This window comes from Bradyrhizobium sp. JR4.3 (assembly GCF_040547695.1).
Classification (GTDB): domain Bacteria; phylum Pseudomonadota; class Alphaproteobacteria; order Rhizobiales; family Xanthobacteraceae; genus Bradyrhizobium; species Bradyrhizobium canariense.
On the sequence record NZ_JBEPQF010000007.1, the window covers coordinates 168,266 to 193,093 of the forward strand.

A 24,828-nucleotide genomic window follows, 5' to 3' on the forward strand; every position below is an offset into this window, starting at 1 on the left:
GAGGGACTAGTTCGCCATCCGATAGGTCCCGCCAATCACGGGATCGCCGTCCGTCGCCACCACGCCGCGGGCGACCAGGTCTTCCAGATGCGCCAGCACGGAGTAGCCCGCCGCGGTGGTGAGCCTCGGATCGATGCCGATATAGATCGCCCGGACCATGGTCGGGATGTCGGTCTCGCCCTTGGCCAGGCGGTGCAGGATAGAGGCCTCGCGCGCCTTGCGGTGACGGATCAGGAAACGCACGAAGCGCGGACCGTCGGGAATTTCGGGGCCGTGACCGGAGAAATACACATCCTCCTCGCGCACGGCGAGGCGATCCAGCGATTCCATGTAGTCGATCATCGAGCCGTCGGGCGGCGCCACGATCGAGGTCGACCATCCCATCACGTGATCGCCGACGAAGTTGAACTTCCGCTCGGGCCAGGCGAACGCGAGGTGATTGGCGGTATGGCCGGGCGTCGCCACGGCCTCAAGCCGCCAGCCGTCTCCTTCGACCACGTCGCCATGGGCGATCCTGATATCCGGCGCGAAGTCGCGGTCGGCGCCGGATTCCGGGTTGTGCTTCTCGCTCTCGAAACGCGGGCGCGAGGCGCGGTGGGGGCCTTCGGCGTAAACTGGCGCGCCGGTCGCCCGCTTGATCCGCGCGGTGTTCGGCGAATGGTCGCGGTGGGTGTGGGTCACGAAGATATGGCTCACCGTCTCGCCGCTGACGGCATCGAGCAGCGCCGCCGCATGCGCCTCGTCGTCCGGACCGGGATCGATGATCGCAACGTTGCCCCGGCCCACGATGTAGCTGACCGTGCCGGTGAAAGTGAACGGGCTCGGATTGTTACAGAGCACCCGCCGCACGCCAGGACGGACTTCCTCGACGATGCCGGGCTTCAGCGGAAAGTCGCGGTTGAACGGGACGTCGTCGTTGTCGGACATGGGACTTCCTGTAGCCAAACTCTCTGCCGTCATACCCCGCGAAAGCGGGGTATCCAGTACGCCGCGGCGGTCGAGACGAAGGCGAGGCCTCTGGGATACTGGATCGTCCGCCCCAGTGCGCAATGCGCACAAGGCGGACGATGACAGCGGAGCAAGGCAACTGCCATGGAATACATGGCAATCAGAAAAACGCCTGAATACCCGTGATCGCGCGGCCCAGGATCAGGGCGTGGACGTCGTGGGTGCCCTCGTAGGTGTTGACGGTCTCGAGGTTATGGACGTGGCGCATCACGTGATACTCGATCGAGATACCGTTACCGCCGTGCATGTCGCGCGCGACGCGGGCGATGTCGAGGGCCTTGCCGCAATTGTTGCGCTTCATGATCGAGATCATCTCGGGCGCGAACTTGCCCTCGTCCATCAGGCGGCCGACGCGAAGCGAGCCCTGGAGGCCCAGCGCGATCTCGGTCTGCATGTCCGCGAGCTTCTTCTGCACGAGCTGGGTCGCAGCGAGCGGCTTGCCGAACTGCTTGCGGTCGAGCGTGTACTGCCGGGCGCGGTGCATGCAGTCCTCGGCCGCGCCGAGCACGCCCCAGGAAATGCCGTAGCGGGCGCGGTTGAGGCAGCCGAACGGGCCCTTCAGGCCGGAGACGTTGGGCAGCAGCGCGTCTTCCGGAACCACGACGCCGTCCATCACGACTTCGCCGGTGATGGAGGCGCGAAGCGACAGCTTGCCGCCGATCTTCGGTGCCGACAGGCCCTTCATGCCCTTCTCCAGCACGAAGCCGCGGATCTGGTTGTCGTGCGCGGCCGACTTGGCCCAGACCACGAACACGTCGGCGATCGGCGCGTTCGAGATCCACATCTTGCTGCCGGTCAGGCGATAGCCGTCCGAAACTTTCTCGGCGCGGGTTTTCATGCCGGCCGGATCGGAGCCGGCGTCAGGCTCGGTCAGCCCGAAGCAGCCGACCCACTCGCCGCTGGCGAGCTTCGGCAGGTACTTCTTGCGCTGGTTCTCGTCGCCATAGGCGTAGATCGGATACATCACCAGCGAGGACTGTACCGAGTTCATCGAGCGGTAGCCGGAATCGACCCGCTCGATCTCGCGCGCGACCAGACCATAGGCGACATAGCCTGCATTGGCGCAGCCATATTCCTCCGGCAACGTGATGCCGATCAGGCCGAGCTCGCCCATCTCGTTGAAGATCTCGCGATCTGTCTTCTCTTCGAGATAGGCCTTGGCAACGCGCGGCAGCAGCTTGTCCTGGGCGTAGGCGCGCGCGGTGTCGCGCACCATGCGCTCGTCTTCGGTGAGCTGCTCGTCGAGCAGGAACGGATCGTCCCATTGGAAAGAAGCCGAAGCCGGCTTGTCCTTGGCCTGAGGGCGCGCGGTCATGAAACGTCCTTTCGTCTGGTTCCGTCAAAATTTGCCCGACAACGTAAAGCGCCGCGGCAACAAGTGCAATTGCGTTGCAGATGATCGGGTCTGCGTGAATCCCGGGGACGAGCGAGGCTCACCTCGGGGGATGCGCTTCGCGCACCCCGAGATGACAGCGCTAGCTTTCGAGCTGCTCGTTGGCGACGATCTCGATGCCGAAGCCCGAAAGGCCCTTGTAGTCGTGCACCGAGGAGGTGAGATGCCGGATCGAGGTGACGCCGAGATCGCGCAGGATCTGCGCACCGACGCCGACTTCACGCCACTGGCGGTTGCGGTCGGCCTCGGTCGCGCTCTCATCGGGCAGCGGCGCCACGGGGACACCGGCCGCACCGTCGCGCAGATAGACCAGAACGCCACGGCCGGATTTCTTGAAGTGCTCGAGCACCGCCGCCATGCGCTTGTGGCCGGTGAAGATGTCCTTGACGATGTTCGGCTTGTGGAAGCGTGTCAGGACGTTCTTGCCGTCGCCGACGCCGTTGTAGACGAAGGCGACGTGGGCGATGGAATCGAACGGCGAGCGGTAGGCATAGCCCTGCAGCGGCCCGATCGGGCTCTCGGTGACGAAGGTCGAGACCCGCTCGATCAGCTTCTCGCGAACCTGGCGGTAGGCGATCATGTCGGCGATGGTGACGTGCTTGAGCTTGTGCTGGGCGGCGAAGCGGGCGACCTGCTCGCCCTTCATCACGCTGCCGTCGTCGTTCATCAACTCGCTGATGACGCCGACCGGCGGCAGGCCGGAGAGCTTGCACAGATCGACCGCGGCCTCGGTATGGCCGGAGCGCAGCAGCACGCCGCCATCCTTGGCGATCAGCGGGAAGATATGGCCGGGACGGGCGAAATCGTTGGCGCCGGCGTTGGGATTGGACAGCGCGCGGCAGCACGAGGCGCGCTCCTCGGCCGAGATGCCGGTGCCGCCGTCAGGCTTGTAGTCGATCGAAACCGTGAATGCGGTGGTGTGCGCGGAATCGTTGTGGGCCACCATCGGATCGAGCCGCAGGCGGCGCGCATCTTCGGTGGTGATCGGCGCGCAAACGATGCCGGACGTGTGGCGGATGATGAACGCCATCTTCTCGGCGGTGCAGAACGAGGCGGCGACGATCAGATCGCCCTCACCCTCGCGGTCATCGTCGTCGGTGACGACCACGAGCTCACCCCGGGCAAAGGCCTGCAAGACTTCCTGGACGTTATCCGGCATTTCCCAATCTCTATCGGTTATGGCCCGGAGGCTTAGCCGGACTTGGCCCGGGGCGCTAGTGTCCCCGGCGCAACCACATATGCCGGACCGCAGCCCTGCCCGGCGGGCGGCTTGCACGGGCATACCAGGGATATGGGCGCGGAAAAGCCCGGTGAGAAGCCAGCCGGGCGCGGTCAGGGCAGCACTTCGCGCCGCTCGCCGAGCCGCTGATCGAGCTCGGCACGCTTGTCGGCCAACAGGCCGGCTTGGGCGGCCTCGATCACCGTGAACAACTCATGAGCGTCGCTGAGCCGGGTCACGGTGACATAGCTGGCGCCGGCCGCGTAGAGTTCGCCTACATCCGACAACAGATCGGCCGTGGCAACGATCATGGCGGTCGGGTTGAGGGTGCGAACGTGGCGGACCAGCTTCTCGTTGCTGGCACCCTTCAGAAGCGCATCCGGTACGCTGAGGATGATCATCTCGGACTTGCCGACGCCGGCATGGAGCAGCGTGTCGGCGCTGCTGATATCGCCATAGATCACGTGCAGGCCGCGCGAAAGCAGCGTCTGGTACACATTGGGGTTGAAGTCGATCACGGTGATCTGCTCGAGCAGCACCGGGGCCTGCCGTTCGATCTCGGCCAGCAGCGCGCTCGCCGCACGGAAAAAGCCGAGGATGACGATGCGGCGGGCCTCGCCATGGCCTTCGTGCCCTTCCTCGCCTTGGCCATTGCCGTGATCGAGATCGCGCAGGCCGATCCGCTTGAGGGGGCCGATCGCCCAGCGGGTGATCGCGTCGCTGCGGGTCATCACGAAGGTCGAGAGCACCGCCAGCACCACGAAGGCGAAGGAGACCGCATTCGCCGTCTCGGCCGCGATGTGGTGGTCGGCGACGCCGGTCTGGATCACCACCAGCGAGAACTCGGAGATCTGCGCGAGATTCAGGGCCGGCAACAGGCTAGCGCGCAGGCCCTGCTTCATCAGATAGAGCGGGGCGAAAGTGGTGACGAGGCGGCTCACCACCGTGAACGCCGCGATCATCAGGGCAAGCCCGATCACGGAGAACCCGGGCACGGGAATGGTCATGCCGAGCGCGACGAAGAACAGCGTGATGAAGAAATCGCGTAGCGTCGTGACCTTAGCCGTGACGTCGAGCGCGTAGGGAAAGGTCGAGAGCGAGACGCCGGCGATCAGGGCGCCCATCTCGCGGGACAGCGACAGCCGCTCGGCTGTCTCGGCGACCAGGAAGCACCAGGCGAGCGCGCCGAGCAGGATCAGCTCGGGGCGGCGGGCGATCTGGTGAAACAGACGCGGCAGCACGTAGCGGCTCACCAGCAGTGCCGCGGCGACCAGCACCGCGACCCGGCCGATCGAGAGCAGGATGACGCTGATTTCCAGATTGGCAAGGCTCGGCTGCACCGCCAGAAACAGGATGGCGAAGATGTCCTGGAGCACCAGCACGCCGAGGGTGATGCGGCCCGGCAGCGTGTCGAGCTCGCGCTTCTCGTAGAGCACTTTGACGATGATGACGGTGCTCGACAGCGCGCAGGCGACACAGAGATAAACCGCGTCGAACTGGCCCCCACCGAGCGATAGGCCGATGCCGACGAAGAACAGCACCCCGAGCAGACAGCCGCCGAGGAGCTGGCCGCCCGCCGCGAACAGGATGACCTTTCCGGCCCGCACGATCTTCTTCAGGTCGATCTCCAGGCCGATCATGAACAGCATGAAGATCAGGCCGAGCTCGGAGATGACGCTGATCGATTCCTGCGACTTGACCCAGCCGGCGCCAAATGGACCAATGCAGAAGCCGGCGATAAGATAGGCCAGGATCAGCGGCTGCCTGGAGAAGTGGGCAAGCAGGCCCAGCATCCAGGCAAACAGGATACAGAGAGTGATGTCGCGAATGAGCTCGTGCATGCCAGATTGGTCCGTTTTGCCGCACCCTAGTGATCGAGTGCGGCGCGGCAAGCGAGCAATTCGTCACATCCGGATGGGGCTCGCCATTGCAATGCTGCTATGCCCCCTCGCCTCCTCCATCCCCGCAGACGCTCAATCCAAGGTCAATATCGAACAAAGCTTTGCCGATTCCCTCACCGCGCTGCCGAAGGAAGAACTCGCCGTCTCCGGCGGGTTCTACGTGCCCGCCTATTCCAGCGTCGCGATGAGCCAGGGCAAGCTGCGCGTCGACTTCTCGGTGACCCTGAGCGTGCACAACGCCTCCGAGACGCAAGCACTGGTGGTCAAACGCATCGGCTATTTCGATACCTCAGGCAAGCAGGTCGAGAGCTATCTGAAGGCACCCGTCGCGTTGAAGCCCCTCGCCACCGTCTCGATCTTCATTCCGACCGACGACGTACGCGGCGGGACGGGAGCCAATTTCCTCGTCGATTGGGCCGCAACAAGCGAGATCGCCGAGCCTGCCGTCGAGGCCTTGATGGTTGGCGGCGTCGCCAATGCGCGTTACGCTTTCATCAGCCAGGGCCGTCCGACCCGGACGGTCGGCAAGAAATAAGTAAGAAGCACGACTGACCTGCGCAAAGCCGGCAGCCTGACAAGAATAGAATGAGGAACGCTCCCATGACGTCCAGCTTCGATTTTGCGCCCCTGTTTCCCGCAGGGCTGCCGGCCCCCTCTGCGCGCTGGACGGGTCTCGCCAAATACAGTTTTGTCGGCGGCAACAACGACGCCGAGCAGCTGCCGCTCGATCATCTGATCGAGGCGGCCAACATGGCTCTGCAACGCGAAGGCCGCTCGCTCGCCACTTACGGGCTGGCACATGGTCCCCAGGGCTATCTGCCCTTGCGCGAATTCCTGGTGACGAAACTCAAGCGCGATGCCGGCATCAACTGCACGGTCGACGATCTCCTGATCGTCTCCGGCTCGCTGCAGGCGCTCGACCTCGTCAACACCACGCTGCTGACGCGCGGCGATACCGTGATCTTCGAGCAGGATAGCTATCAGGGCTCGCTGACCCGTTTGGCGCGGCTCGGGGTCAATGTGGTTGGCATCCCCCTCGACAAGGACGGCATGCGCATGGACGTGCTGGCCACGATGCTTGCCGACCTCAAGGGCCGCGGCATCCGGCCGAAGTACATCTACACCATTCCGACCGTGCAGAACCCGACCGGCAGCATCATGCCGGAGGGCCGCCGCACGGAGCTGTTGCGGCTGTCGGCAGACTACGGCGTGCCCATCTTCGAAGACGATTGCTATGCCGATCTGGTCTGGTCAGGACAGCGGCCGCCGGCGATCCATGCGATGAGCCCGAACGGCGGCGTGATCCATATCGGCTCGTTCTCGAAGTCGATCGCGCCCGCGCTGCGCGTCGGCTTCATCGTCGCGCCCTGGGATGTGATGTCGCGGATGCTGGCGCTGAAGACGGATGCCGGCTCCGGCGCACTGGAGCAGATGGTGCTCGCCGCCTATTGCAAGCCGCATTTCTCGACCCACGTGCCGGCGCTGACGAAGGCACTGCGCACCAAGCTCGACACGCTGATGGAGGCCGTCAACGAGCAGTTCGGGACGGCCGCCGAATTCGAGGAGCCGAAGGGCGGCATCTTCCTTTGGGTGAAGCTGCCCGATCAGGTCGATACGCTGAAGCTGTATCAGGCCGCGCTTGCCGCCGGCGTATCGATCAATCCGGGGCCGGAATGGTCGACTGACAAAAACCACTCCAGATCGCGACTGCGGCTGTGCTTTGCGAGCCCCTCGCATCAGCAGATCCGCGAGGGCGTCGCCGTGCTGGCCGAGATCTGCCGCAAGGAGTTCGGCGTGCCGGCCCGCAGCGCCAATGTGGAGAAGCGGGCCTGAGCCTTCAGACGATCTGGGGCTGGCTGCCGTGGATCGCGGAGGCCAGCCGCAGCAGCAGCACGATCGAGACGTTGCCCTTGCCGGCCTCGATCTGGGCGATGTAGCGCTCGGAAATCCCGGAGCGGCGGGCCAGCTCCCGGCGCGACAGGACGCAGCGCATGCGTGAGGACTTCAAGCGGTCGCCCAGCTCGGCCAGAAACGCGGTCTCGGAATAAGGCGGCACGGCACAGCTCCCCGGCAGCACCTCGCCTGCGAAATCCCTGACTTGATTCAGCATCGGTCTATCCAATTTCGCCTTCGGGAACGCCATCCTACTCCGGAAGCGGCCGGCCTCATTGACGCGGATCAAATTCGCGCGCGAATGGCGGTCAGCGTGGACGATCGCGCGCGGGATGCTACACTTCGGAATTATTCGGAGGTGGGGCTTATCAGGACATGACGAGTTGCTTGAGCCGCTGGATTGCGGCAGCAGTGCTGTGGGTTGCGTTCACGCCCGCGGCCGGTGCCGAATCGCTTGCGACGACCGTCGAGCAATGGGGCCTGCTCGGCTCATGGGCGGTCGACTGCGCGGCCCGGCCCGACCGCGACAAGGGCGCGCTCTTGATTTACGAGATCCGGAAGGACGGAAGGGTGATGTACCGGCGCAATTTCGGCGAGGCCAAAGACGAAAACGAGGTGGTATCGGCGATGGTCAACGCCGACGGCCTGCTCGATGTGATGGTGTACTTCCCCTTGCTGCAGCAGACGCGCGAGTTTGGCCTGCTCCTTTCGAAGCAAGGCAGCTTGCGCGCGATCTACAATCGCAGCCAACGCGGCGAGTACACGATCAGGGACGGCAAATACGTCGCGACCGGCGCGCCAACGCCTCCACAACAGCGCTGCGATTAACCCACCTGAACAGGCGTTCAGAATTCTCCTGCGATTCCTCCGGAACGTTCCCGCGAATGCGCCGTTTAGATTTGCATTCCATTGGAGGAGGACATCATGAAGAAGTTTGGTTATGTGCTTGCCGCTGTCGGCGCGCTCGCTGTTGCATTGCCGACGCTCGCCAGCGCGGAGACGGTGGTGATCAAGCGCGGAGGTCATCATCACGGCATGTATGGCGCCCGCGCCGAATACGGCATGCATCGCGATCACGGTTGGCATCGCGGCTGGCACAATCGCGACCGCGTCGTTGTGATCAAGCGTGGCCACCGTCACCATTGGGACTAATGCGCAACGCAATATGGAAATGGCCCCTCACGGGGCCATTTCTTTGCGTTCTTTCTTCCTTCTCCCCTTGTGGGCGAGGGTGGCGCGAAGCGCCGGATGAGGGGTATTCCTCGGCGAATTCAAACTGACAAATGTGCACGCGGAGAGAGAGGGTGCGCTCAGCGACGACTCTCAGTTCCACGCCGGTGCGAAACCGGGATTGACGCAGCGTCTGTCCTTCGGCAGCGCGGCGATCTTGTTGCGGTCGGCATCGTCGAGCGTGATCTTCAGCGCGTCGAGATTGGCCTGCTGGCTCTCTCGCCGCGACGCCTTCGGTATCGCGGCGACACCGTTTTGGTCGAGCAGCCATTTCAGCGCGACCTGCGCAGCGGTTGCATTGTGCCTGGCGCCGATCTCGGCCAGCACCTCATCTGACGCGACGCGTCCCTGCGCCAGCGGGCAATAGGCGACCAGCGGGATCGACTTGGCGTTGAGATAGGCCAGCACCTTCGATTGATCGAGCATGGCGTGATATTCGATCTGATTGCAGGCGATCGGTGCCTTGATGTCCTCGACCGCGATCTTGAGCAGCGCCGTCGTGAAGTTGGCGACGCCGATCGCCCGCGTCCGCCCCTCCTGCTTCAGCGTCATCAAGGTCTCGAACACCGCGCCCCAGTTCGCCGCCTTGGACGGCCAGTGCACGAGATAGAGATCGACATGGTCGAGCCGCAGCTTGTTCAGGCTGGTGTCGAAGGCGCGGCGGATGGCGTCGGGGCTGAGGTTCTCGTGCCAGACCTTTGTCGTGACGTGCAGCTCGCCCCGCGGCAGCCGGGCCGCGGCGAGCGCCGCGCCGATCGATTCTTCGTTGCCGTACATCTCGGCGGTATCGATATGGCGATAGCCGATCGACAGCGCGCTCTCGACCGCCGCACGGCAGGCATCGCCCTGCATGCGGAAAGTCCCGAGGCCGAGCTTGGGCATGCTGATGCCCTGGGTCTTGAGATTATCCATGAAAAGGCTCCTGACATCGTTCAGCCCGCCGGAGGCCAGCAGCGATGCTGCGTGAGCAGACTCTTCGGGGAGGAAAAGAGGTGGCGGGACGGACAGCATAGCGCGGCAGGCGCAAGGCGGCCAATCAAGATCGGGTTAGCGACCTACGAATGTTGCGCCACCAGGGCTGGACGCGCCTGCGGCTGCGGCACGATATCGACCGACCAGAGGTCCCGGTTGTCGACGTCCTTCAGCGTCACGGTCATGACGCCGGTCCGGCCTTCGATGTCGACCTTGCCGAAGAACTGCAGTCCGAAGCAGGGCGCGAGGTTTTCACCCTGCGCATCGCTGCACCCGTTCTGGTACATCGCGACCGGACCAAAGGTGTCGTCGAGCTCGCCCGGTCCCCAGCTGCCGGCATGCAAGGGCCCCGAGACGAACTCCCAGAACGGTTCGAACTCCTGGAATTGCGCCCTGTTCGGATCGTAGTAATGCGCGGCGGTGTAATGCATGTCGGCGGTGAGCCAGACGATGTTGCGAATTCCGGCGCGCTTGATGGACGCGAGAAGATCGGCGATCTCGTGCTCGCGCCGGTCGGGCGTCCCATTACCCAGCGCGACCGCATCGAGACTGACGAGCCCGATCGGCAGGTCGGCCGCGATCACCTTCCAGGTCGCGCGCGAGGCCGCGAGCTCACGCTTCAGCCAGGCGAGCTGTTCGGCGCCCAGGATCCAGCCGCGGTGATCATCACCCTTGTTCCAGCTCTCGTCGCGATAGCTGCGCATGTCGATCATGAAGACGTCGAGCAGCGGACCATAGGCGATCTTGCGATAGACCCGCCCCTTTCGCGCGCCGATGTCGCGGATCGGCATGAAGTCGAAGAAGGCGCGGCGGGCGCGCGCGACCAGGCGCGGGGTGCCGTCATCCTCATGGCCGGCGGCGTCATAGCTACCGGTCGGCGACCAATCGTTGGTGACCTCGTGGTCATCCCATTGTGCAAACATCGGCACTTCGGCATGGAAGGCGCGGAAGTGCTCGTCGAGATGGTTGTATTTGTAATTGCCGCGGAACTGCGCCAGCGTGTGCGCGACCTCGGATTTCTCCTCGGTCACGACGTTGCGCCATATCTCGCCGTTCGGCAGCTTCTGCTCGGAGGGGATCGTGCAGTCGGCGTAGATGTGATCGCCGGAGTGGATGAAGAAGTCCGGGCGATTGTCGAGCATGGTGCGATAGCTGCGATAGCCGCCGCGCGATGTGTCGATGCCCCAGCCCTGCCCCGCGGTGTCGCCGGACCACAGGAACGAGATCGACCGGCCGGCAGCCGGCGCAGTGCGGAAGTGGCCGACGCGGCTTTCGCCGGCGATGCCGGTCGCGATGTCGTCGAAGCGCACACGATAGAAGATGTCCTGCCCGGGCGGCAGATCGTTCAGCAGCACTTTCGAGGTGAAGTCGGCATCGGGCGACGCATCGCGCGAAGCCGACGCAATGATCGTCTTGAAGCTCTCCACGGTCGAATAGTCCACCCGCATCCGCGCCGGCCGGTCGGCGCGCGCCCAGATCACCGCGGAGCCATCCGAGACGTCGCCGGACTGGATGCCGCCTGCGAGCTGCGGACGATCCGCGGCGCGGCTGAGATGTGGCGTTGCGAGCGCGGCAACGGTGAGGCTCGAGGTGGAACGGACCAGGAATTGCCGCCGGGTCCAGGCGCGCGAGGCGCGGAGCGCTACCATTCAGGAAACCTTCGTCGACTAGCGACGGAAGGTGCCTGCGTCGTTTGACCCCCGGCTTACGGTTTCTTGACCGCGGGCCTACGGTTTTACGACGTGCGGATGACGCTCGGAACTGACCTAATGCTTCCAGTTGCAGATGCCGCCGCTGCGGCACGGCCAGGTCTGGATGCGGGTGTCCATCGCCTGCGCGTCGAGCGGATTGCCGTGACGATGCGCGAGCTTGGTGCGCGCCGCGCCGCGCGGGTGCGCGGGCTTGGCGTGCGCAACCTTCGGCTCCGACACGCGCACGCGTTCGGCGGCGACCCTCTTCGGCACGTCGACCGGCTCGGCGCGCGCCTGCGCCTCGTTGCCGCCGCGCGCCTCCAGCGCGACCGGCGCGAACTGGGTTTCGGGCCCCAGCCGCTTCGGCGACAACACCGCCTTCGAAAGATCGAGGCCGAGATATTCGTCGGGCTTGTAGTCGTCAGCGCGCGCGACGCCGGCCCATGCGAGCACGAGGACAACGGCCATTGCAAAAGGAGCGCTCTTCATAATCACGGACGCCTCCTGAAATCGATTGTTAAGAGGTAATTTACCTCTATTTAGGAGGCATCGCGCGCAATTCCAGCGGTCAACTGCCGCCGTGGTTAAGAAGTTTGGCGGTGTCAGGCGACCTTTCGCGGTGCACCCGTCTCTTCAAGAAACCCCATTAGACGGGTACGGATGATGGTTTCCGCCTCAGCCATGATCCTGTCGACGAGTTCCTTGCAAGTGGGGATGTCGTGGATGAGGCCTGCGACCATGCCGCAGCTCCACGCGCCCGCGTCCATCTGCCCGTCCAGCATGATCCTGGGATAAACGCCCGCGACCTGGTCGTGGATGTCGTCGATCTTCAGCTTGTCGCCCTTCTCGCGTTCGATCTCGAGCAGGCGGTCGACATTGGCGTTCTTCAGCACGCGCTCGGTGTTGCGCAGGCTCCGCATGATCAGGCGGGTGTCGAGTTCGGTCGCGGCGACCAGCGCGTTCTTGACGTTCTGATGCACCGGCGCTTCCTTGGTGGCGATGAAGCGCGTGCCCATGTTCATGCCGGCCGCCCCCAGCGACAGCGCCGCGACGAGGCTGCGGCCGTCGGCCATGCCGCCGGACGCGACGAACGGAATCTTCAATTCCTCCGCCGCGCGCGGCAACAGGATCATGTTGGGAATGTCGTCCTCGCCGGGATGGCCGCCGCACTCAAAGCCGTCGACGCTGACGGCGTCGCATCCGATGCGCTCGGCCTTCAGCGAGTGGCGCACCGACGTGCATTTGTGGATGACCTTGATCCCGGCGGCCTTCAGCGCGGGCATGTAGGCTTCCGGGCTGCGGCCGGCGGTCTCCACGGACTTGATGCCGCCTTCGACGATGGCCGCGATGTATTCCGGATAAGGCGGCGCGGCGAAGGTCGGCAGGAAAGTGAGGTTCACGCCGAACGGCTTGTCGGTCATATCGCGGCAGCGTGCGATCTCCTTTGCAAGCAGCTCCGGCGTCTTCTGCGTGAGACCGGTGATGATGCCGAGCCCGCCGGCATTGGAGACGGCAGCCGCCAGCTCGGCAAAGCCGACGAAATGCATGCCGCCCTGGATGATGGGGTGCTCGATGCCGAACAGTTCGGTGATCGCGGTCTTCACTTAAATTACCTCCCGGGCATTTGCTTGACGTTCGGACCAGTCTAGCCGGACATTTGCGCCGCGGTCACCCTTTCTCTCTCCATTTCGAGCCGAGCGGCTGTTGCCTCAATGCCCCCGCGCGGGGGCGCCCAGCTTGATCGGGCGCAGCACCGCGGCGGTCGGGATCATCAGCACCGCGATGACCGCGAGCGTCCAGAACACGTCGATATAAGCGAGCAAATCGACCTGCTGCTGCAAGGTGCGGCCGACCCAGGCGACCGCCTGCGCAGCCGCATCGCTCGCATTCGAGCCCTGAGCCTGGAAGAAGCGGGTCATCGTCTCGATAGCTTGCTGGTAGCCGAGGTCCGACGGCGCGGCGTGCTCGATCAGACGGCTCTGATGGAATTGCTGGCGCTGCGCCAGGATTGTCTGCGCCAGCGCAACGCCCATGGAGCCGCCGATATTGCGGGCGACGTTGATCAGCGCCGAGGCCTGGTTGGTCTTGTCCGGCGGCACGCCGTCATAGGACGCGGTCGTGACCGGCAGGAACAGGAAAGGCAGACCGAGCGCCAGGAAGATGCGCGACATCGCGGCATAGCCGTAGGTGATGTCGCCGGTGAGGCCCGTGAGATGCCACATCGAGAACGCGACGATGGTGGCGCCGAGCATGATGAGGTATTTCGGCTGCACGCTGCTGACGAGACGGCCCACCACCGGCATCAGCACCAGGGTCGCGATTCCGCCCGGTGACAACGCAAGACCCGCCAGCATGGCGGTGTAGTTCAAATCGCTCTGGAGGAGTTGCGGCAAAAGCTGCGTCGTCGAGATCAGCACCGCGCCGGTCGCAAGCATGACCAGGAAGCAGGCGGCGAACTGGCGGCGGCCGAGCAGGCGGAGATCGACGATGGGATCCTCGCGCGTCAGCTCCCACGGGATCAGCGCAAGCAGTGACATGGCCGAAAGCACCGCGAAGAAGACGATCATGTTCGAGCCGAACCAGTCGTTGCGCTGGCCTTCGTCGAGCACGTATTCGAGCGAGCCGAGCCCGATCGCGACCAGCACGAAGCCGACATAGTCGACGCGCAGGCCCTTGCTCAGCAGCTTCTCCCTCTCCTCCTCCGCCCCCGAGGGCTCCTTGACCAGCGTGCCGACCAGGAACAGCGACAGCAATCCCATGGGGACGTTGATCAGGAACACCCAGTGCCAGGTGTAGGTGTCGGTGATCCAGCCGCCGAGCGTCGGACCGACCACGGGCGCGACCACGACTGCGACGCCATAGATTGCGAACGCCTGGCCGCGCTTGTGCGGCGGGAAGGAGTCGGCGAGGATCGCCTGCTCGCTGGTCGCCATGCCGCCGCCGCCAAGGCCCTGAAGGATTCGAAACAGCACCAGCGCCTGCAAATTCCAGGCAAAGCCGCACAAGAGCGAGGAGATTGTGAAAACCGCAACGCAGATCATGTAGAAGCGCTTGCGGCCGATCACGGTCGACAGCCAGCCCGAGATCGACAGCACGATGGCGTTGGCGACGAGATAGCTGGTGATGACGTAGGTGCTCTCGTCGATGCCGACGGCAAGCCCACCGGCGATGTGGCGCAAGGCGACATTGGCAATGGTGGTGTCGAGCACCTCCATGAAGGTCGCGATCGAGACGACGAACGCAATGAGATAAGGATTATGACCGCCGGCCGCCGAGCGCTCCGGCGACCAGCCGCCCGCGGACGCGCCGCCTTGCGCCGTGTCGGTCATCGCACCCTGGTCCAGGGCACGACCGACATGCCGGGACCGACGGGCAAATCGGCCGGCCAGCTGTCGACAACGATCTTCACAGGCACGCGCTGCACCACCTTGACGTAATTTCCGGTGGCGTTCTCCGCGGGCAACAGGCTGAACGCAGTGCCGGAGCCCGGCTGCACCGACTCGACATGGCCGGTCAGCTTGCGCCCGGGATAGGCGTCGATGCGGATCTCGACCGGCTGGCCCGGCCGCATGTCGTTGAGCTGCGTCTCCTTGTAGTTGGCGACGATCCAGACCTCGTCAGGCACGAACATCATCAGGCTCTGTCCCGCTGTGACGAAAGTGCCCTTGGCGCCGCTGAGCTTGACGACGCGGCCGGACTGCGCCGCAACGACGCTGGTATATTGCAGGTTCAGCTTGGCCTGATCGACCTGCGCCTGCGACTGCTCGAGCTGCGCCCGGGCGCCCTCAAGCTGCGCTTGCAGCGTCTTGATGCCGACTTGCGCGGCCGTCACCGCGGTCTTCGCGCGCTCGGTGTTGGCCTGCTGCGCCTGAAGATCGGAGCGGGTCTGCTGCTGGCGCTGCACGGTGCCGGCGCCCTTCTCGACCAGATCCTGGGCGCGCGCGAATTCTTCCTGCGAGAACTGAAGCTGGGCCTGGGCCTGTTCGAGCTGCGCCTCCGCCTGCTTGATCTGCTCCTGCTGCGAAACGATCTGCGCCTGGACATTGGCGATGTTCGCCTTGGCGACCGCGACTTGCGCATTAGCCTGATCGATGGCGATCCGATAGTCGCGCTCGTCGATCTTGGCGAGAAGGTCCCCGGCGTTGACATGCTGGTTGTCCGTCACCGGGATGTCGGTCACGTAGCCGCCGACCTTGGAGGCCACGGAAAAGCTGCGCGCGGCGACGAAGGCATCGTCGGTGGATTCATAGTGGCTTATCTGGAGCCAATAGAGCAATCCGCCGATCAGAGCTGCGAGCAAGACGATGGCGCCAACGCTTGCCACCAGCCAATGCTCGCGAAGCCGATCTTGCAGCGACGGCGCCTTCGCCGGCTTCGAATCCTTGGCGTCGTGGGCCTGATCAGGAGATGTCTTCGGAGCTTCCTTCGCCCTCTGCGGCTGCTCCGCGGACGGTCCACGCTCCCGTGTCTGAGCATCCACGGTGAACACCTTTCTCGGGATTAAACTGGCGGCAGAGCCGCCAAAGCCGGCTCACGCGACGCGAGCCCAACTGCAACTCCTGATCATGGTTCCCCTTGTTGCGAGCACCATCGCGTTCGTGAACGCCCTGCCCAAAAGCGAGCGCGGCACACTGGATGCCGCGCTCGCCTCGATGACTCATGGGAACGGCACCGTGTCTCAGTGCGTCTTCGTCGCGTGCCATTTCTCGAGATCGGGCTTCACCTCGTCCGATCCCTGCTCCTTTTCCGGAGTGCCCTTCCAGGGCTTGTCCGTCTGCTTGTGCGAACCCCAGTCGCTCTGCTGCCGGGGATCGTCGTTAGGCCGTTCCTTGCTCATCGAGCTTCCTTTCGGTGGAAACGCTTACGCGAAGGGGACGCCATAATAGGAGTTGATCCCGCGAACCGCGGCGTCATCCCCCCAGTTCCAATCACTCCGCTCGCCATATTTCGGCGCGCCTTCCAGTTCCTTGGTGGTGATGCCCGTGACGTAACCGCCGAGCTCCGTGTCGTATTTCAGCGACTGCCAGGGCAGCGGATAATGGTCGTTGCCGAGGCCCAGAAATCCGCCGAAGCCGAGCACGGCGTAGGACACCTTGCCGCTGATCTTGTCGATCATCACGCGTTCGATCGAGCCGATTTTGTTGCGATCGGCGCCGTAGACCGATGTTCCCTCGACCTTGTCGCTGCCGATCAACCGACCCATCTCGTTTTGGTCCAGTTCACCCTGATTCAACATCTCAATTCTCCACTCAGCCAGTCTGGAGACAACCCAAAGAGGTGCGCGATCGTTCCGGCATGTTCCGTCAGACTTGAGGAACATCGCCGGAAACGGGCGGTTCTCTCAGCTTCAAATCCCGGAAACCAAATACCGGAAAACGAGGGGCGCCCTCGATGTCCCAGACCGTCTCCGACTTCATCGTTCAACGTCTGCATCAATGGGGCGTGCGCCACCTCTTTGGCTATCCCGGCGATGGCATCAACGGCGTATTCGGTGCGCTTCAGCGTGCTGAGGGCAAGATCGGCTTTGTCCAGGCGCGGCATGAGGAGATGGCCGCTTTCATGGCGAGCGCCTATGCGAAGTTCTCTGGCCAACTGGGGGTGTGTATCGCCACTTCGGGCCCCGGCGCCTCGCATCTGATCACCGGGCTCTACGATGCCCTGCTGGATCACCAGCCCGTGCTCGCGATCGTCGGTCAGCAGGCACGCAATGCACTGGGCGGACACTATCAGCAGGAACTTGATCTGGTCTCGATGTTCAAGGATGTGGCTGGCGCCTACGTCATGCAGGCCTCCTCGCCGGCGCAAATCCGGCATCTGATCGACCGGTCGATCCGCACCGCGCTGGCCCGGCGGACGCCCACGGTGATCATCCTGCCCAACGATATCCAGGAGGAGCCGTACGAGGATCCGCCGCGCGCTCACGGCACCCTGCACTCTGGCGTCGGCTACAGCGCGCCAGGCATCAAGCCTCGTGACGCTGACCTCGACCGCGCCGCCGAGGTGCTTAACGCCGGCAAGAAGGTCGCGATGCTCATCGGTGCCGGCGCACTCAACGCCACCGAGGAGGTGATCGCCGTCGCCGACCGCTTGTCCGCCGGCTGCGCCAAAGCGCTGCTCGGCAAGGCGGCGCTCCCCGACGATCTCCCCTGGGTCACCGGCTCGATCGGCCTGCTCGGCACCGAACCCAGCTACAACATGATGATGGAATGCGACACGCTGCTGATGGTCGGCTCGGGGTTTCCGTATTCCGAGTTCCTGCCGAAGGAAGGCGCGGCGCGCGGCGTGCAGATCGACATCGACGCCAGCATGATGGCGATCCGTTTTCCCATGGAGGTTGGCCTGGTCGGCGATGCCGCCGAGACGCTGCGCGCCCTGCTGCCGCGGCTCGCACCCAAGACCGACGGCGCCTGGCGCCAAGGCATCCAGGACGACGTCGCGAAATGGTGGAAGACGCTCGATGATCGGGCACATCAGCCCGCGGCACCGGTCAATCCGCAACTCGTCGCCTGGGAGCTGTCTCCGCGCCTGCCCGACCGCGCCATCGTCACCAGCGATTCCGGCTCCTGCGCCAACTGGTTCGCGCGCGACCTGAAGATGCGCCGCGGCATGACGACCTCGCTCTCAGGCGGCCTCGCCTCGATGGGTGCCGCGGTGCCCTATGCGCTCGCCGCGAAATACGCGCATTCCGACCGCCCGGTGATTGCCCTTGTCGGCGACGGCGCGATGCAAATGAACAACATGGCCGAACTGATCACCGCCGCGAAGTATTGGCGCGAGTGGAAGGATCCGCGCTTCATCGTCTGCGTCTTCAACAACGAAGACCTCAACCAGGTGACCTGGGAGCAGCGCGTCATCAACGGCGATCCGAAATTCGAGGCATCGCAGCGCATCCCGAACGTGTCCTATTCGCGCTTTGCCGAGCTGATCGGCCTCTCCGGCATCTACGTAGACAGCCCGCAGCTACTGGGCTCGGCTTGGGACCAGGCGCTCGCGAGCCAGATGCCGGTGGTGCTGGAGGTGAAGACCGATCCCGAAGTGCCGCCGCTGCCGCCGCACATCACCTTGCAGCAGGCCAAGAACTTCTCTCTTGCGCTGATGAAGGGCGATCCCAACGAGAGCGGAGTGATCAAGGGCGCGGCGCGGCAGGTGTTGGAAAAGATCCTGCCTGGAAGTGAATGAGGTGAAGCATGAGCGATTTCCGCGATATCCAGCACGGCGTCAACGATCCCGTGGATGGCCTCGACGTGAAGCGGCAGATCAACGACAACCGGACGCCGCATGAACGGGCACAACGCCATGCAGACGTGCGTGCCGAGGCCACTGCCACGCCGAGCGAGCCGTTCCTGCCCGAACGGCTTCGGCGCAAGCCGACGGATCCCATCAACCCACGGAGCGGGCGGAGACCGACGGATTAGCCGTTAGGAACTCCGGCCGCTGCAGCGTGTTGGTGGGCGCAACGCCGCGCGGCGAGAGGCTGCGCGCCCATTCGGAGGGATCGGACCATGAAACGAATGATTATCGCAGCTGCTTGCGTGCTGCTCGCAGGCCCCGCGCTCGCCCAGTCGCTCGGCGAGAAAACCGGCGTCAACTCGGCGCTCGGCGTCGCGCCCGCCACCACCGACTTCGTCAAGGAAGTCGCCATCAGCGACATGTTCGAGATCGAATCGAGCAAACTTGCCGAGCAGAAAGGCAACGCGCAGGAAAAGACATTTGCGCAACAGATGGTGACCGACCACACCAAGACCAGCAGCGAACTGAAGGGCCTCGTCACCGGCGGCAAGGTGCAGGCGACCCTTCCGACAGCGCTCGACAGCTCGCATCAGAGCAAGCTCGACAAGCTCAAGAGCGCGAATGGCAGGGACTTCAGCTCGGATTACAATTCGTACCAGGTCAGCGCCCACGAGGACGCGGTCTCGCTGTTCGAGCGTTACGCCAAGGGCGGCGACAATTCCGACCTGAAGGATTGGGCCGGCAAGACGCTGCCGGCGCTCAAGCACCATCTCGACATGGCCAAGGAGCTCGGCAAGGCGCCAAGCGTCGGCCAGACCAAGTAAACATCTTCCGAGGACGCCGGCTTGCGGGTCGGCGTCCTCTCGTTTTGCAACGATGCCTCTCTCCGCGCGTTGAGATCGCGAGATCGCGGAGATCGTCATGACACATCACGACAAGGCTTCAGTATCCCGCCGGCACGTCGTCCAAGCGGCGAGCGCAACGCTTGCTGCCGCTTCGCTGGCCTCTTCCACAGCGATATTGTTGCAAAAGTCGTTTTTCGCCGATGACCAAAATTCCGCGGGCCGTGGGCGCGACTTTCGCGTACAAGATGCGGGGGACCTCACGGCCTCACGCAAAATTCACAGGCGACTTCGGTAACGCGATTGAGGTCATACGAATCAGCGGTCGCTCGCTGCGTAGTGGTTTCGCGAAAAATCTTGAGCCCTGCAACTTTCGACTTTTGCAACACAATCACAGCGAAAGGAGACACGTCCATGGCCGAGCAGAAAATGGCCGAGCAGAACCTGGTCGATCCCGTCACCCGCTTTCCAAAGCCGCCGTTCAAGAAGCAATCGCAGCCCTGGCCTGGCCTCGCCGGCAAGATGGAGCCGCCCCCGGATCACGGCGAGACCAGCTACAAGGGCTCCGGCCGGCTCGCCGGCCGCAAAGCGCTGATCACCGGCGGCGATTCCGGTATGGGCCGCGCCGCTGCGATAGCCTACGCACGCGAAGGCGCCGACGTCGCCATCAACTATCTACCGGCCGAAGAGCCGGATGCGCAGGACGTCATCGCGCTGATCAAGAAGGAAGGGCGTATCGGGCTCGCGATTCCCGGCGACCTCAAGGATGAGGCTTTCTGCAAGAAGCTGGTCGAGCAGGCCGTCCAAGGTCTCGGCGGACTCGACATCGTCGTCTGCAACGCGGCGCGGCAGCAGACACGTGCGTCCATTCTCGACGTCTCCTCGGAAGACTTCGACGCGACCATGAAGACCAACATCTACGCGCCGTTCTGGATCATCAAGGCGGCGCTGCCGCATTTGAAGCCCGGCTCGTGCATCATTGGCACGGCATCGGAGCAGGCTTACGATCCCTCGCCCGATCTCTATGACTACGCGCAGACCAAGGCGGCGACGATGAACTACGTCAAGTCGCTGGCAAAGCAGTTGGGTCCGAAGGGCATTCGCGTCAATGGCGTCGCCCCGGGACCGATCTGGACGCCACTCCAGGTCTCCGGCGGCGCCACGATGGAGAAGCTCGAAAAATTCGGCGGCATGACGCCGCTCGGCCGTCCCGGCCAGCCCGCCGAACTGGCCTCCATTTACGTGCAGCTTGCCGCAGCCGACGCGAGCTATGCGACCGGCCAGGTGTATGGGTCCGCTGGTGGATCGGGACAGCCGTAAACGGCGCTTTGGTCCGGCCCCAGGCTGATGCCGCAAGGTAGGGCCCAGGAACCTTCTTTGTCTTCGGGCTTTACAAAACTGTCACAAAGGACATCACGCTTGCAGACCGATGGCATTGGTAGAGGTCAAACCCAGCCGGATCGACACCGCGATCGCGGATACGATCGCTGATCACACCAATTCAGGCGTCGAGCACACGGCGCAGACATTGACCTGGGCCGCTGACGAGCACGTGCTGCTCGCGCTGGCCGCAATAGGGTGGCTCTATACTCATATTCGGCAGCCGCAACAGCGGCCCGTGGCAAACCACGTCCTGGCCGTGTCGCTCGCGACGGCCGCCCTGCCGCATGTCCTGAAATCCGTGTTCGATCAGACCAGGCCAGACCGGCTGACCATACGCGGGCACGGGCATGGAGTACCCGTCTCAGGACGAGCGCGCGACGCCTTCCCGTCCGGTCACGCGGTCCATATGGGCGCTCTTGCCTCGGCGGCGGGCTTGCTACCGAAGACGCCGCGCCGATTGCTGCGCACGGTTGCGATCGCGCTGTCACTGACACGGATCGCGGTGCTCGCGCACTGGGCAAGCGACGTGGTCGCAGGCTTTGCGCTTGGCGCGGCCGTAGAGAGACTCTTGCGGCCATGGACACTGACGCAATCGTTCCGCAAGCAAGTCAATCGGCGGGAAAAGCCGTGACCGAATATATCGTGCGCTTCATCGCCGGTGGCATCATCGTCTCCGCTTTTGCGATCTTGGGCGATATGCTCAAACCCAAAAGCTTTGCGGGGTTGCTCGGCGCGGCACCGTCGGTCGCACTGGCGACGCTCGGCATCGCCGTCGTCCAGCACGGCCCGCAATATGCTGCGGCCGAAAGCTGGACGATGATCTATGGCGCGGTCGCGCTCGGCTGCTACAGCGTCGTCGTCTGCCATCTGCTGATCAGATACCGTGTGTCCGCGCTGCCCGCGACCGTCCTCGCTGTCATCGTGTGGCTTGCAGTCGCCTTCGGCCTGCTCGCCGGGTTCGGAGGTGCGGCCTGATGCCGGTCAAGCTGTCGCTCTCCGCGCTGAAGCAGACACGCTGGTACGAATACGGCATTCGTTTCCTGCTCGGTGGCCTGGCGACCGTGCTCACGGGGGTTCTGGGAGCGCGCTTCGGTGTGTCCGTCGGCGGACTTTTCCTTGCGCTTCCCGCCATCTTTTGCGCGAGCGCCACGCTGGTCGAAAGCCATGAACGCCGCACTAAGGAGAAGGCTGGCCTCAGCGGCACGCGCCGCGGGCAAGAGGCCGCCGCGCTCGACGCGGCTGGTGCCGCCTGGGGAAGCATCGGTCTCCTGGCATTCGCTGCCGTCTTTCATTTCACCGTGGCCGCGAGCGTTCCGGGCGCTTTCGCTGCCGCGTTGACAGTCTGGACCATCGTTTCGGTCTTGGCCTGGTGGCTCAGGCGCAAGCTTCGCATCGTCTCCCGCAAATCGCACCGATCAGCCCATTCGCTATCGTCAAAGGGCTCTCCCCTTGCGAAGCGCTAGCCCGCTTTGGCATGCGTTGACGGCTGCAATCTCGGCGGTTGAAGGCCCGGACTGTTGGCCCAGCGCTCGACCTGCTCGATGACCTTCTGGTGGCTGGGGCGCACCGGCTTGGGTGCCGCGCTCTCGTCGACATGTTTGCGGGGCAATGTGACTTCGCTCGTCATGAGGTCTCTCCCATTTGCCGGAAGCATACACCCGCCCAACGACCTTTGCACCATCCAACTTGTTGATTTTGCTATATTATTTTACTCACTTGGCGCCATAGCCGCATCTTATGGAACCGCGGTGGAATGAGTTCGTTGAGTAAACTACTCAACTTGCTCATTTTGGATGATTGATCATGAACGACCTTCGCGCCGAGCGGCTCCAGGTCATGCTGTCACCGGAAGAACTGGCCGCGGTCGACGACTTCCGGTTCAAACATCGCATGCCGACGCGAGCCGCGGCTGTGCGCGAGCTCCTCAAGCTCGGCCTGGCCACCGCCGCTGTCGATGCAGGGCCTAATGTCAAATCGAGCAGGTTCGGGGTTTTCGGGCGCGGCCCGGACGGCCATACGCAACCGCATCCGCAGCGCGACGCCGAGGATTAGTCCAGCCTGATGCTCAAGCAAACGGCCCCGGCACGGGGTGCCAGGGCCGTCCTTGGAGATTGCTTCCGGATCACCGGGGGCATGACAGCCGGAAGCAATCCCTCGACTCTTTGCGTGCGAATTCGTTCCTGATGGAATTAGCCGCTCGGGGCGTCGCCGGAATCATCCGGCGCCATGCCGGAGCCGGGCGTCTTGCTGTTGTCGTTCAGTTTGGGATCGCGCGTAGCCTCACGAGAGGGCGAGCCCTTTGGCTCCGACTTGTGCACGGTCTGCGCGCGCTGCTTGTCCCGCGGCTGCTGTTCACCGCGCTGATCTCTGATGATGCCTTGGTCGGAATGGGCCATGATAGCTCTCGCCTCTTTGCTGTCTCGAAGCGCTTACGCGCCGGAGCGTCGAAGGTTCCGGCCCGCGAGATCGGACTGCTAACTGTGCGCTGAGTGCACCGGGGCCGATGCATTTTCGTGATGCACCTGCCGCACTGTCGTCACGGTGGCGAACGCGACCGACACGCCAAAGGCGAGGATGAGCGAAAGAAGAGCCAGACGTGGAGCCATTGCAAAAACCTCCTGGAATAGGAAATCAACGCGATCGACTGTTACGAATGATCCTGCTTGCTGTCCGTGAGCAGTCTCACACGCAGATCCACGAAACGAGAGCGTTACGCATCCTGCTTTTGACGGATGCGGGCTGGAACGGGCGGCACCTCGCCGTCGAGCCAATCCTGCTCGTCGGCAAGTGCCGTCCACGCATTCGCCATGCGCAGAAAACGATTGTGTGCCGGCTGCCCTTCGGCCCTCTCGGCGAGCTGGAGGCAGTTGTCGGCGTTATTCCTGAAGATCTCGGACTGTTTCATCAGTATGAATTGGGGACGGAACCGTCGCGTCGCAACCGCCCTTACCGGATCGTAACATCTGCGGAACTTTCGACCGCCGTCCGCCTTGGATATCCATGCGGATTCTTCTCGCGATCGTTTTGGCATTCGTCAGCACGGCAGCGCTTGCCGACAGCACTGGGGAGCGAAGGCCGGGCGGCCGCACGCCGACCGCAACCGAGACCATCAGCGATCTCTACAGCTTCAGCCGCTTCCAGCAGGGTCTGCTGGAGAGCACCGACCTCAAGGGCAATGCCGAGGTCAAGAACCTCGCCGCCCTGCGTGCCGAAGAAGCGGCCCGGCGCGATAAGACCCTGAAGCCAATTCAGGAGGCGATCGGCACCGAACCGCGCGTCACCAAGACGACCCCGGCGAGCGCGAGCCTGGTCGAGCCCGAAACCTCGGACGGACCCACTTTCGTCAGAAGCTTCTATGCCGCGCAGATTCCCGAGTATGAATCTGTCATCGACTTGCTCGAACGCTATCTCAAGGCACCCGACAATGCCGCGCTTGCAGCGTTCGCGCGCGAGCAGCTCCCGATGTTGCGCTCGCAGGTCAAGGACGCCGAGCGCACCATGGCAGACAAGTAGACCGTTCACTTGTCGCTGGGATGACTTTGCTGGCTCTCCGGCCGCACGGTGCGGTTGCTCTCCGGCATCCTGTCGCGGCCGGCATCCCCATTGTCATCCTTGCCGCCCGAACTCGACGTGCCGCTACCGCTGGGGTTAGGCCGGGTCGACGTACCCGTAGTTGGTGTGTCCGCGCGTGGCGTGGCGGAGCTTGCGGCGGGATCGCCGGTGACGGCCCCACGGCCGCTGGGGGCCCCGCCCTGCGCGAACGCCGATCCGGCCAACAACATCACGGTCCCGATGACGGCAAATCCTGCTTTCATGTGCGCTCTCCCTCCATCTGCGGGCTAACGGCACGCCCGGCGCTCCGTTCCGGAAAGCCGGTTCCAGTATTTCCGGGCCGGCCGTTTGTTTTCAGCGACTTGGTTATCTGCCGGAACCATTCCGAGGGATCGCACTTAGGTTAATCGGGCTGAGCAAAGCAGGTTCCACTTCCTGGCGCCGTCACGTTGGCGCTTGATTTCGAATTTGGCTGACGCTCTATTTTGATGAACCGCGTCTCGCCAGGGAATCG

30 protein-coding genes are annotated in these 24,828 nt (G+C 64.0%); 13 read left to right on the top strand and 17 right to left on the bottom strand.

Annotated features, from left to right (window positions below; all coding sequences use genetic code 11):
- Nucleotides 1–6 precede the first annotated feature (6 nt).
- The 4 genes from ABIB91_RS14195 to ABIB91_RS14210 form a co-directional block, all read right to left on the bottom strand.
- Complete coding sequence (locus ABIB91_RS14195; RefSeq protein ID WP_354161923.1) at nucleotides 7–927, bottom strand: MBL fold metallo-hydrolase; 921 nt, start codon at nucleotides 925–927, stop codon at nucleotides 7–9.
- A 181-nt stretch (nucleotides 928–1,108) separates the two neighbouring features.
- Entirely contained in the window at nucleotides 1,109–2,323 is a 1,215-nt protein-coding gene (locus ABIB91_RS14200; RefSeq protein WP_007594720.1) for an acyl-CoA dehydrogenase, read from the bottom strand.
- Between the two features lie 160 nt (nucleotides 2,324–2,483).
- Nucleotides 2,484–3,560: a 3,4-dihydroxy-2-butanone-4-phosphate synthase gene (ribB, locus tag ABIB91_RS14205; protein WP_007594722.1), complete on the bottom strand. Its 1,077-nt coding sequence runs from the start codon at nucleotides 3,558–3,560 to the stop codon at nucleotides 2,484–2,486.
- Nucleotides 3,561–3,733: 173 nt separating this feature from the next.
- Nucleotides 3,734–5,461 (bottom strand): cation:proton antiporter domain-containing protein, encoded by a 1,728-nt coding sequence (locus ABIB91_RS14210; protein ID WP_354161928.1) that lies wholly within the window; start codon nucleotides 5,459–5,461, stop codon nucleotides 3,734–3,736.
- 91 nt (nucleotides 5,462–5,552) lie between these two features.
- Here ABIB91_RS14210 and ABIB91_RS14215 point away from each other — a divergent pair, with 91 nt between their 5' ends.
- Together ABIB91_RS14215 and ABIB91_RS14220 are read left to right on the top strand one after the other, a co-directional pair.
- A complete protein-coding gene (locus ABIB91_RS14215) occupies nucleotides 5,553–6,056 on the top strand; it encodes a DUF3124 domain-containing protein (RefSeq protein WP_502916975.1) in 504 nt (167 codons plus the stop codon).
- Nucleotides 6,057–6,121: 65 nt separating this feature from the next.
- Nucleotides 6,122–7,354, top strand: coding sequence for an aminotransferase-like domain-containing protein (locus tag ABIB91_RS14220; protein WP_354161930.1), 1,233 nt, complete (start codon nucleotides 6,122–6,124; stop codon nucleotides 7,352–7,354).
- Nucleotides 7,355–7,358: 4 nt separating this feature from the next.
- Here the strand turns inward: ABIB91_RS14220 and ABIB91_RS14225 are convergent, their stop codons facing one another.
- A complete protein-coding gene (locus ABIB91_RS14225; protein ID WP_219678604.1) occupies nucleotides 7,359–7,631 on the bottom strand; it encodes a helix-turn-helix domain-containing protein in 273 nt (90 codons plus the stop codon).
- A 158-nt stretch (nucleotides 7,632–7,789) separates the two neighbouring features.
- Here ABIB91_RS14225 and ABIB91_RS14230 point away from each other — a divergent pair, with 158 nt between their 5' ends.
- Nucleotides 7,790–8,242, top strand: coding sequence for a hypothetical protein (locus tag ABIB91_RS14230; protein ID WP_354161933.1), 453 nt, complete (start codon nucleotides 7,790–7,792; stop codon nucleotides 8,240–8,242).
- Nucleotides 8,243–8,338: 96 nt separating this feature from the next.
- Complete coding sequence (locus ABIB91_RS14235; RefSeq protein ID WP_007594737.1) at nucleotides 8,339–8,566, top strand: hypothetical protein; 228 nt, start codon at nucleotides 8,339–8,341, stop codon at nucleotides 8,564–8,566.
- 171 nt (nucleotides 8,567–8,737) lie between these two features.
- On the opposite strand, the gene ABIB91_RS14240 is transcribed toward ABIB91_RS14235, so the two are convergent.
- From ABIB91_RS14240 to ABIB91_RS14275, 8 genes are all read right to left on the bottom strand, one after another.
- Nucleotides 8,738–9,556 (bottom strand): aldo/keto reductase, encoded by an 819-nt coding sequence (locus tag ABIB91_RS14240; RefSeq protein WP_354161936.1) that lies wholly within the window; start codon nucleotides 9,554–9,556, stop codon nucleotides 8,738–8,740.
- A 143-nt stretch (nucleotides 9,557–9,699) separates the two neighbouring features.
- Nucleotides 9,700–11,265 carry an alkaline phosphatase D family protein gene (locus ABIB91_RS14245; RefSeq protein WP_354161939.1) on the bottom strand — a complete coding sequence of 522 codons (1,566 nt, stop codon included), beginning with the start codon at nucleotides 11,263–11,265 and terminating at the stop codon, nucleotides 9,700–9,702.
- Between the two features lie 117 nt (nucleotides 11,266–11,382).
- Entirely contained in the window at nucleotides 11,383–11,775 is a 393-nt protein-coding gene (locus ABIB91_RS14250) for a hypothetical protein (protein WP_246648483.1), read from the bottom strand.
- 134 nt (nucleotides 11,776–11,909) lie between these two features.
- Complete coding sequence (locus ABIB91_RS14255) at nucleotides 11,910–12,911, bottom strand: NAD(P)H-dependent flavin oxidoreductase (RefSeq protein ID WP_027568692.1); 1,002 nt, start codon at nucleotides 12,909–12,911, stop codon at nucleotides 11,910–11,912.
- A gap of 105 nt (nucleotides 12,912–13,016) precedes the next feature.
- Complete coding sequence (locus ABIB91_RS14260) at nucleotides 13,017–14,636, bottom strand: DHA2 family efflux MFS transporter permease subunit (protein WP_354161942.1); 1,620 nt, start codon at nucleotides 14,634–14,636, stop codon at nucleotides 13,017–13,019.
- Entirely contained in the window at nucleotides 14,633–15,787 is a 1,155-nt protein-coding gene (locus ABIB91_RS14265; RefSeq protein WP_007594750.1) for an HlyD family secretion protein, read from the bottom strand. Before ABIB91_RS14265 ends, ABIB91_RS14260 begins: the two co-directional genes overlap by 4 nt.
- Nucleotides 15,788–15,985: 198 nt before the next feature.
- A complete protein-coding gene (locus ABIB91_RS14270) occupies nucleotides 15,986–16,144 on the bottom strand; it encodes a hypothetical protein (RefSeq protein WP_007594751.1) in 159 nt (52 codons plus the stop codon).
- 24 nt (nucleotides 16,145–16,168) lie between these two features.
- Nucleotides 16,169–16,543, bottom strand: a complete 375-nt coding sequence (locus ABIB91_RS14275) for a PRC-barrel domain-containing protein (RefSeq protein WP_007594753.1) — start codon at nucleotides 16,541–16,543, stop codon at nucleotides 16,169–16,171.
- Between the two features lie 155 nt (nucleotides 16,544–16,698).
- On the opposite strand from ABIB91_RS14275, the gene ABIB91_RS14280 reads away from it, so the two are divergent.
- From ABIB91_RS14280 to ABIB91_RS14310, 7 genes are all read left to right on the top strand, one after another.
- The gene (locus ABIB91_RS14280; RefSeq protein ID WP_354161947.1) at nucleotides 16,699–18,486 is read left to right on the top strand and encodes a thiamine pyrophosphate-requiring protein; all 1,788 of its coding nucleotides are present in this window, start codon (nucleotides 16,699–16,701) and stop codon (nucleotides 18,484–18,486) included.
- 8 nt (nucleotides 18,487–18,494) lie between these two features.
- Nucleotides 18,495–18,722 (top strand): hypothetical protein, encoded by a 228-nt coding sequence (locus ABIB91_RS14285; RefSeq protein WP_018456212.1) that lies wholly within the window; start codon nucleotides 18,495–18,497, stop codon nucleotides 18,720–18,722.
- Between the two features lie 87 nt (nucleotides 18,723–18,809).
- The gene (locus ABIB91_RS14290; RefSeq protein WP_354161950.1) at nucleotides 18,810–19,361 is read left to right on the top strand and encodes a DUF4142 domain-containing protein; all 552 of its coding nucleotides are present in this window, start codon (nucleotides 18,810–18,812) and stop codon (nucleotides 19,359–19,361) included.
- 447 nt (nucleotides 19,362–19,808) lie between these two features.
- Nucleotides 19,809–20,699, top strand: a complete 891-nt coding sequence (locus tag ABIB91_RS14295; protein WP_354162139.1) for an SDR family oxidoreductase — start codon at nucleotides 19,809–19,811, stop codon at nucleotides 20,697–20,699.
- 109 nt (nucleotides 20,700–20,808) lie between these two features.
- Nucleotides 20,809–21,393 (top strand): phosphatase PAP2 family protein, encoded by a 585-nt coding sequence (locus ABIB91_RS14300; protein ID WP_354161953.1) that lies wholly within the window; start codon nucleotides 20,809–20,811, stop codon nucleotides 21,391–21,393.
- Nucleotides 21,390–21,737, top strand: a complete 348-nt coding sequence (locus tag ABIB91_RS14305) for a DUF3147 family protein (RefSeq protein ID WP_027568683.1) — start codon at nucleotides 21,390–21,392, stop codon at nucleotides 21,735–21,737. Before ABIB91_RS14300 ends, ABIB91_RS14305 begins: the two co-directional genes overlap by 4 nt.
- On the top strand, nucleotides 21,737–22,225 hold the full coding sequence (locus tag ABIB91_RS14310) for a hypothetical protein (RefSeq protein WP_354161956.1): 489 nt from the start codon (nucleotides 21,737–21,739) through the stop codon (nucleotides 22,223–22,225). Before ABIB91_RS14305 ends, ABIB91_RS14310 begins: the two co-directional genes overlap by 1 nt.
- Here the strand turns inward: ABIB91_RS14310 and ABIB91_RS14315 are convergent.
- A complete protein-coding gene (locus tag ABIB91_RS14315; protein ID WP_007594771.1) occupies nucleotides 22,222–22,389 on the bottom strand; it encodes a hypothetical protein in 168 nt (55 codons plus the stop codon). The two genes, ABIB91_RS14310 and ABIB91_RS14315, sit on opposite strands and share 4 nt — an antisense overlap.
- A 176-nt stretch (nucleotides 22,390–22,565) precedes the next feature.
- On the opposite strand from ABIB91_RS14315, the gene ABIB91_RS14320 reads away from it, so the two are divergent.
- Nucleotides 22,566–22,814 (top strand): hypothetical protein, encoded by a 249-nt coding sequence (locus ABIB91_RS14320; RefSeq protein WP_007594773.1) that lies wholly within the window; start codon nucleotides 22,566–22,568, stop codon nucleotides 22,812–22,814.
- Between the two features lie 137 nt (nucleotides 22,815–22,951).
- On the opposite strand, the gene ABIB91_RS14325 is transcribed toward ABIB91_RS14320, so the two are convergent.
- Nucleotides 22,952–23,158: a hypothetical protein gene (locus ABIB91_RS14325; protein ID WP_007594775.1), complete on the bottom strand. Its 207-nt coding sequence runs from the start codon at nucleotides 23,156–23,158 to the stop codon at nucleotides 22,952–22,954.
- A gap of 314 nt (nucleotides 23,159–23,472) precedes the next feature.
- Nucleotides 23,473–23,667, bottom strand: coding sequence for a hypothetical protein (locus ABIB91_RS14330; RefSeq protein WP_354161961.1), 195 nt, complete (start codon nucleotides 23,665–23,667; stop codon nucleotides 23,473–23,475).
- A 95-nt stretch (nucleotides 23,668–23,762) separates the two neighbouring features.
- Between ABIB91_RS14330 and ABIB91_RS14335 the strand changes: the two genes are divergently transcribed.
- Nucleotides 23,763–24,275, top strand: coding sequence for a DUF4142 domain-containing protein (locus tag ABIB91_RS14335; protein ID WP_354161964.1), 513 nt, complete (start codon nucleotides 23,763–23,765; stop codon nucleotides 24,273–24,275).
- Nucleotides 24,276–24,280: 5 nt separating this feature from the next.
- Here the strand turns inward: ABIB91_RS14335 and ABIB91_RS14340 are convergent, their stop codons facing one another.
- Complete coding sequence (locus tag ABIB91_RS14340; RefSeq protein WP_354161967.1) at nucleotides 24,281–24,577, bottom strand: hypothetical protein; 297 nt, start codon at nucleotides 24,575–24,577, stop codon at nucleotides 24,281–24,283.
- Between the last annotated feature and the right edge of the window lie 251 nt (nucleotides 24,578–24,828).

Bases quoted from the DNA above. Each gene is read 5' to 3' on its own strand.
- ABIB91_RS14195 (WP_354161923.1), bottom strand. From the start codon at position 927: ATGTCCGACAACGACGACGTCCCGTTCAACCGCGACTTTCCGCTGAAG.
- ABIB91_RS14200 (WP_007594720.1), bottom strand. From the start codon at position 2,323: ATGACCGCGCGCCCTCAGGCCAAGGACAAGCCGGCTTCGGCTTCTTTC.
- ribB (WP_007594722.1), bottom strand. From the start codon at position 3,560: ATGCCGGATAACGTCCAGGAAGTCTTGCAGGCCTTTGCCCGGGGTGAG.
- ABIB91_RS14210 (WP_354161928.1), bottom strand. From the start codon at position 5,461: ATGCACGAGCTCATTCGCGACATCACTCTCTGTATCCTGTTTGCCTGG.
- ABIB91_RS14215 (WP_502916975.1), top strand. From the start codon at position 5,553: ATGCTGCTATGCCCCCTCGCCTCCTCCATCCCCGCAGACGCTCAATCC.
- ABIB91_RS14220 (WP_354161930.1), top strand. From the start codon at position 6,122: ATGACGTCCAGCTTCGATTTTGCGCCCCTGTTTCCCGCAGGGCTGCCG.
- ABIB91_RS14225 (WP_219678604.1), bottom strand. From the start codon at position 7,631: ATGCTGAATCAAGTCAGGGATTTCGCAGGCGAGGTGCTGCCGGGGAGC.
- ABIB91_RS14230 (WP_354161933.1), top strand. From the start codon at position 7,790: ATGACGAGTTGCTTGAGCCGCTGGATTGCGGCAGCAGTGCTGTGGGTT.
- ABIB91_RS14235 (WP_007594737.1), top strand. From the start codon at position 8,339: ATGAAGAAGTTTGGTTATGTGCTTGCCGCTGTCGGCGCGCTCGCTGTT.
- ABIB91_RS14240 (WP_354161936.1), bottom strand. From the start codon at position 9,556: ATGGATAATCTCAAGACCCAGGGCATCAGCATGCCCAAGCTCGGCCTC.
- ABIB91_RS14245 (WP_354161939.1), bottom strand. From the start codon at position 11,265: ATGGTAGCGCTCCGCGCCTCGCGCGCCTGGACCCGGCGGCAATTCCTG.
- ABIB91_RS14250 (WP_246648483.1), bottom strand. From the start codon at position 11,775: ATGGCCGTTGTCCTCGTGCTCGCATGGGCCGGCGTCGCGCGCGCTGAC.
- ABIB91_RS14260 (WP_354161942.1), bottom strand. From the start codon at position 14,636: ATGACCGACACGGCGCAAGGCGGCGCGTCCGCGGGCGGCTGGTCGCCG.
- ABIB91_RS14270 (WP_007594751.1), bottom strand. From the start codon at position 16,144: ATGAGCAAGGAACGGCCTAACGACGATCCCCGGCAGCAGAGCGACTGG.
- ABIB91_RS14275 (WP_007594753.1), bottom strand. From the start codon at position 16,543: ATGTTGAATCAGGGTGAACTGGACCAAAACGAGATGGGTCGGTTGATC.
- ABIB91_RS14280 (WP_354161947.1), top strand. From the start codon at position 16,699: ATGTCCCAGACCGTCTCCGACTTCATCGTTCAACGTCTGCATCAATGG.
- ABIB91_RS14285 (WP_018456212.1), top strand. From the start codon at position 18,495: ATGAGCGATTTCCGCGATATCCAGCACGGCGTCAACGATCCCGTGGAT.
- ABIB91_RS14290 (WP_354161950.1), top strand. From the start codon at position 18,810: ATGAAACGAATGATTATCGCAGCTGCTTGCGTGCTGCTCGCAGGCCCC.
- ABIB91_RS14295 (WP_354162139.1), top strand. From the start codon at position 19,809: ATGGCCGAGCAGAACCTGGTCGATCCCGTCACCCGCTTTCCAAAGCCG.
- ABIB91_RS14300 (WP_354161953.1), top strand. From the start codon at position 20,809: ATGGCATTGGTAGAGGTCAAACCCAGCCGGATCGACACCGCGATCGCG.
- ABIB91_RS14310 (WP_354161956.1), top strand. From the start codon at position 21,737: ATGCCGGTCAAGCTGTCGCTCTCCGCGCTGAAGCAGACACGCTGGTAC.
- ABIB91_RS14315 (WP_007594771.1), bottom strand. From the start codon at position 22,389: ATGACGAGCGAAGTCACATTGCCCCGCAAACATGTCGACGAGAGCGCG.
- ABIB91_RS14320 (WP_007594773.1), top strand. From the start codon at position 22,566: ATGAACGACCTTCGCGCCGAGCGGCTCCAGGTCATGCTGTCACCGGAA.
- ABIB91_RS14325 (WP_007594775.1), bottom strand. From the start codon at position 23,158: ATGGCCCATTCCGACCAAGGCATCATCAGAGATCAGCGCGGTGAACAG.
- ABIB91_RS14330 (WP_354161961.1), bottom strand. From the start codon at position 23,667: ATGAAACAGTCCGAGATCTTCAGGAATAACGCCGACAACTGCCTCCAG.
- ABIB91_RS14335 (WP_354161964.1), top strand. From the start codon at position 23,763: ATGCGGATTCTTCTCGCGATCGTTTTGGCATTCGTCAGCACGGCAGCG.
- ABIB91_RS14340 (WP_354161967.1), bottom strand. From the start codon at position 24,577: ATGAAAGCAGGATTTGCCGTCATCGGGACCGTGATGTTGTTGGCCGGA.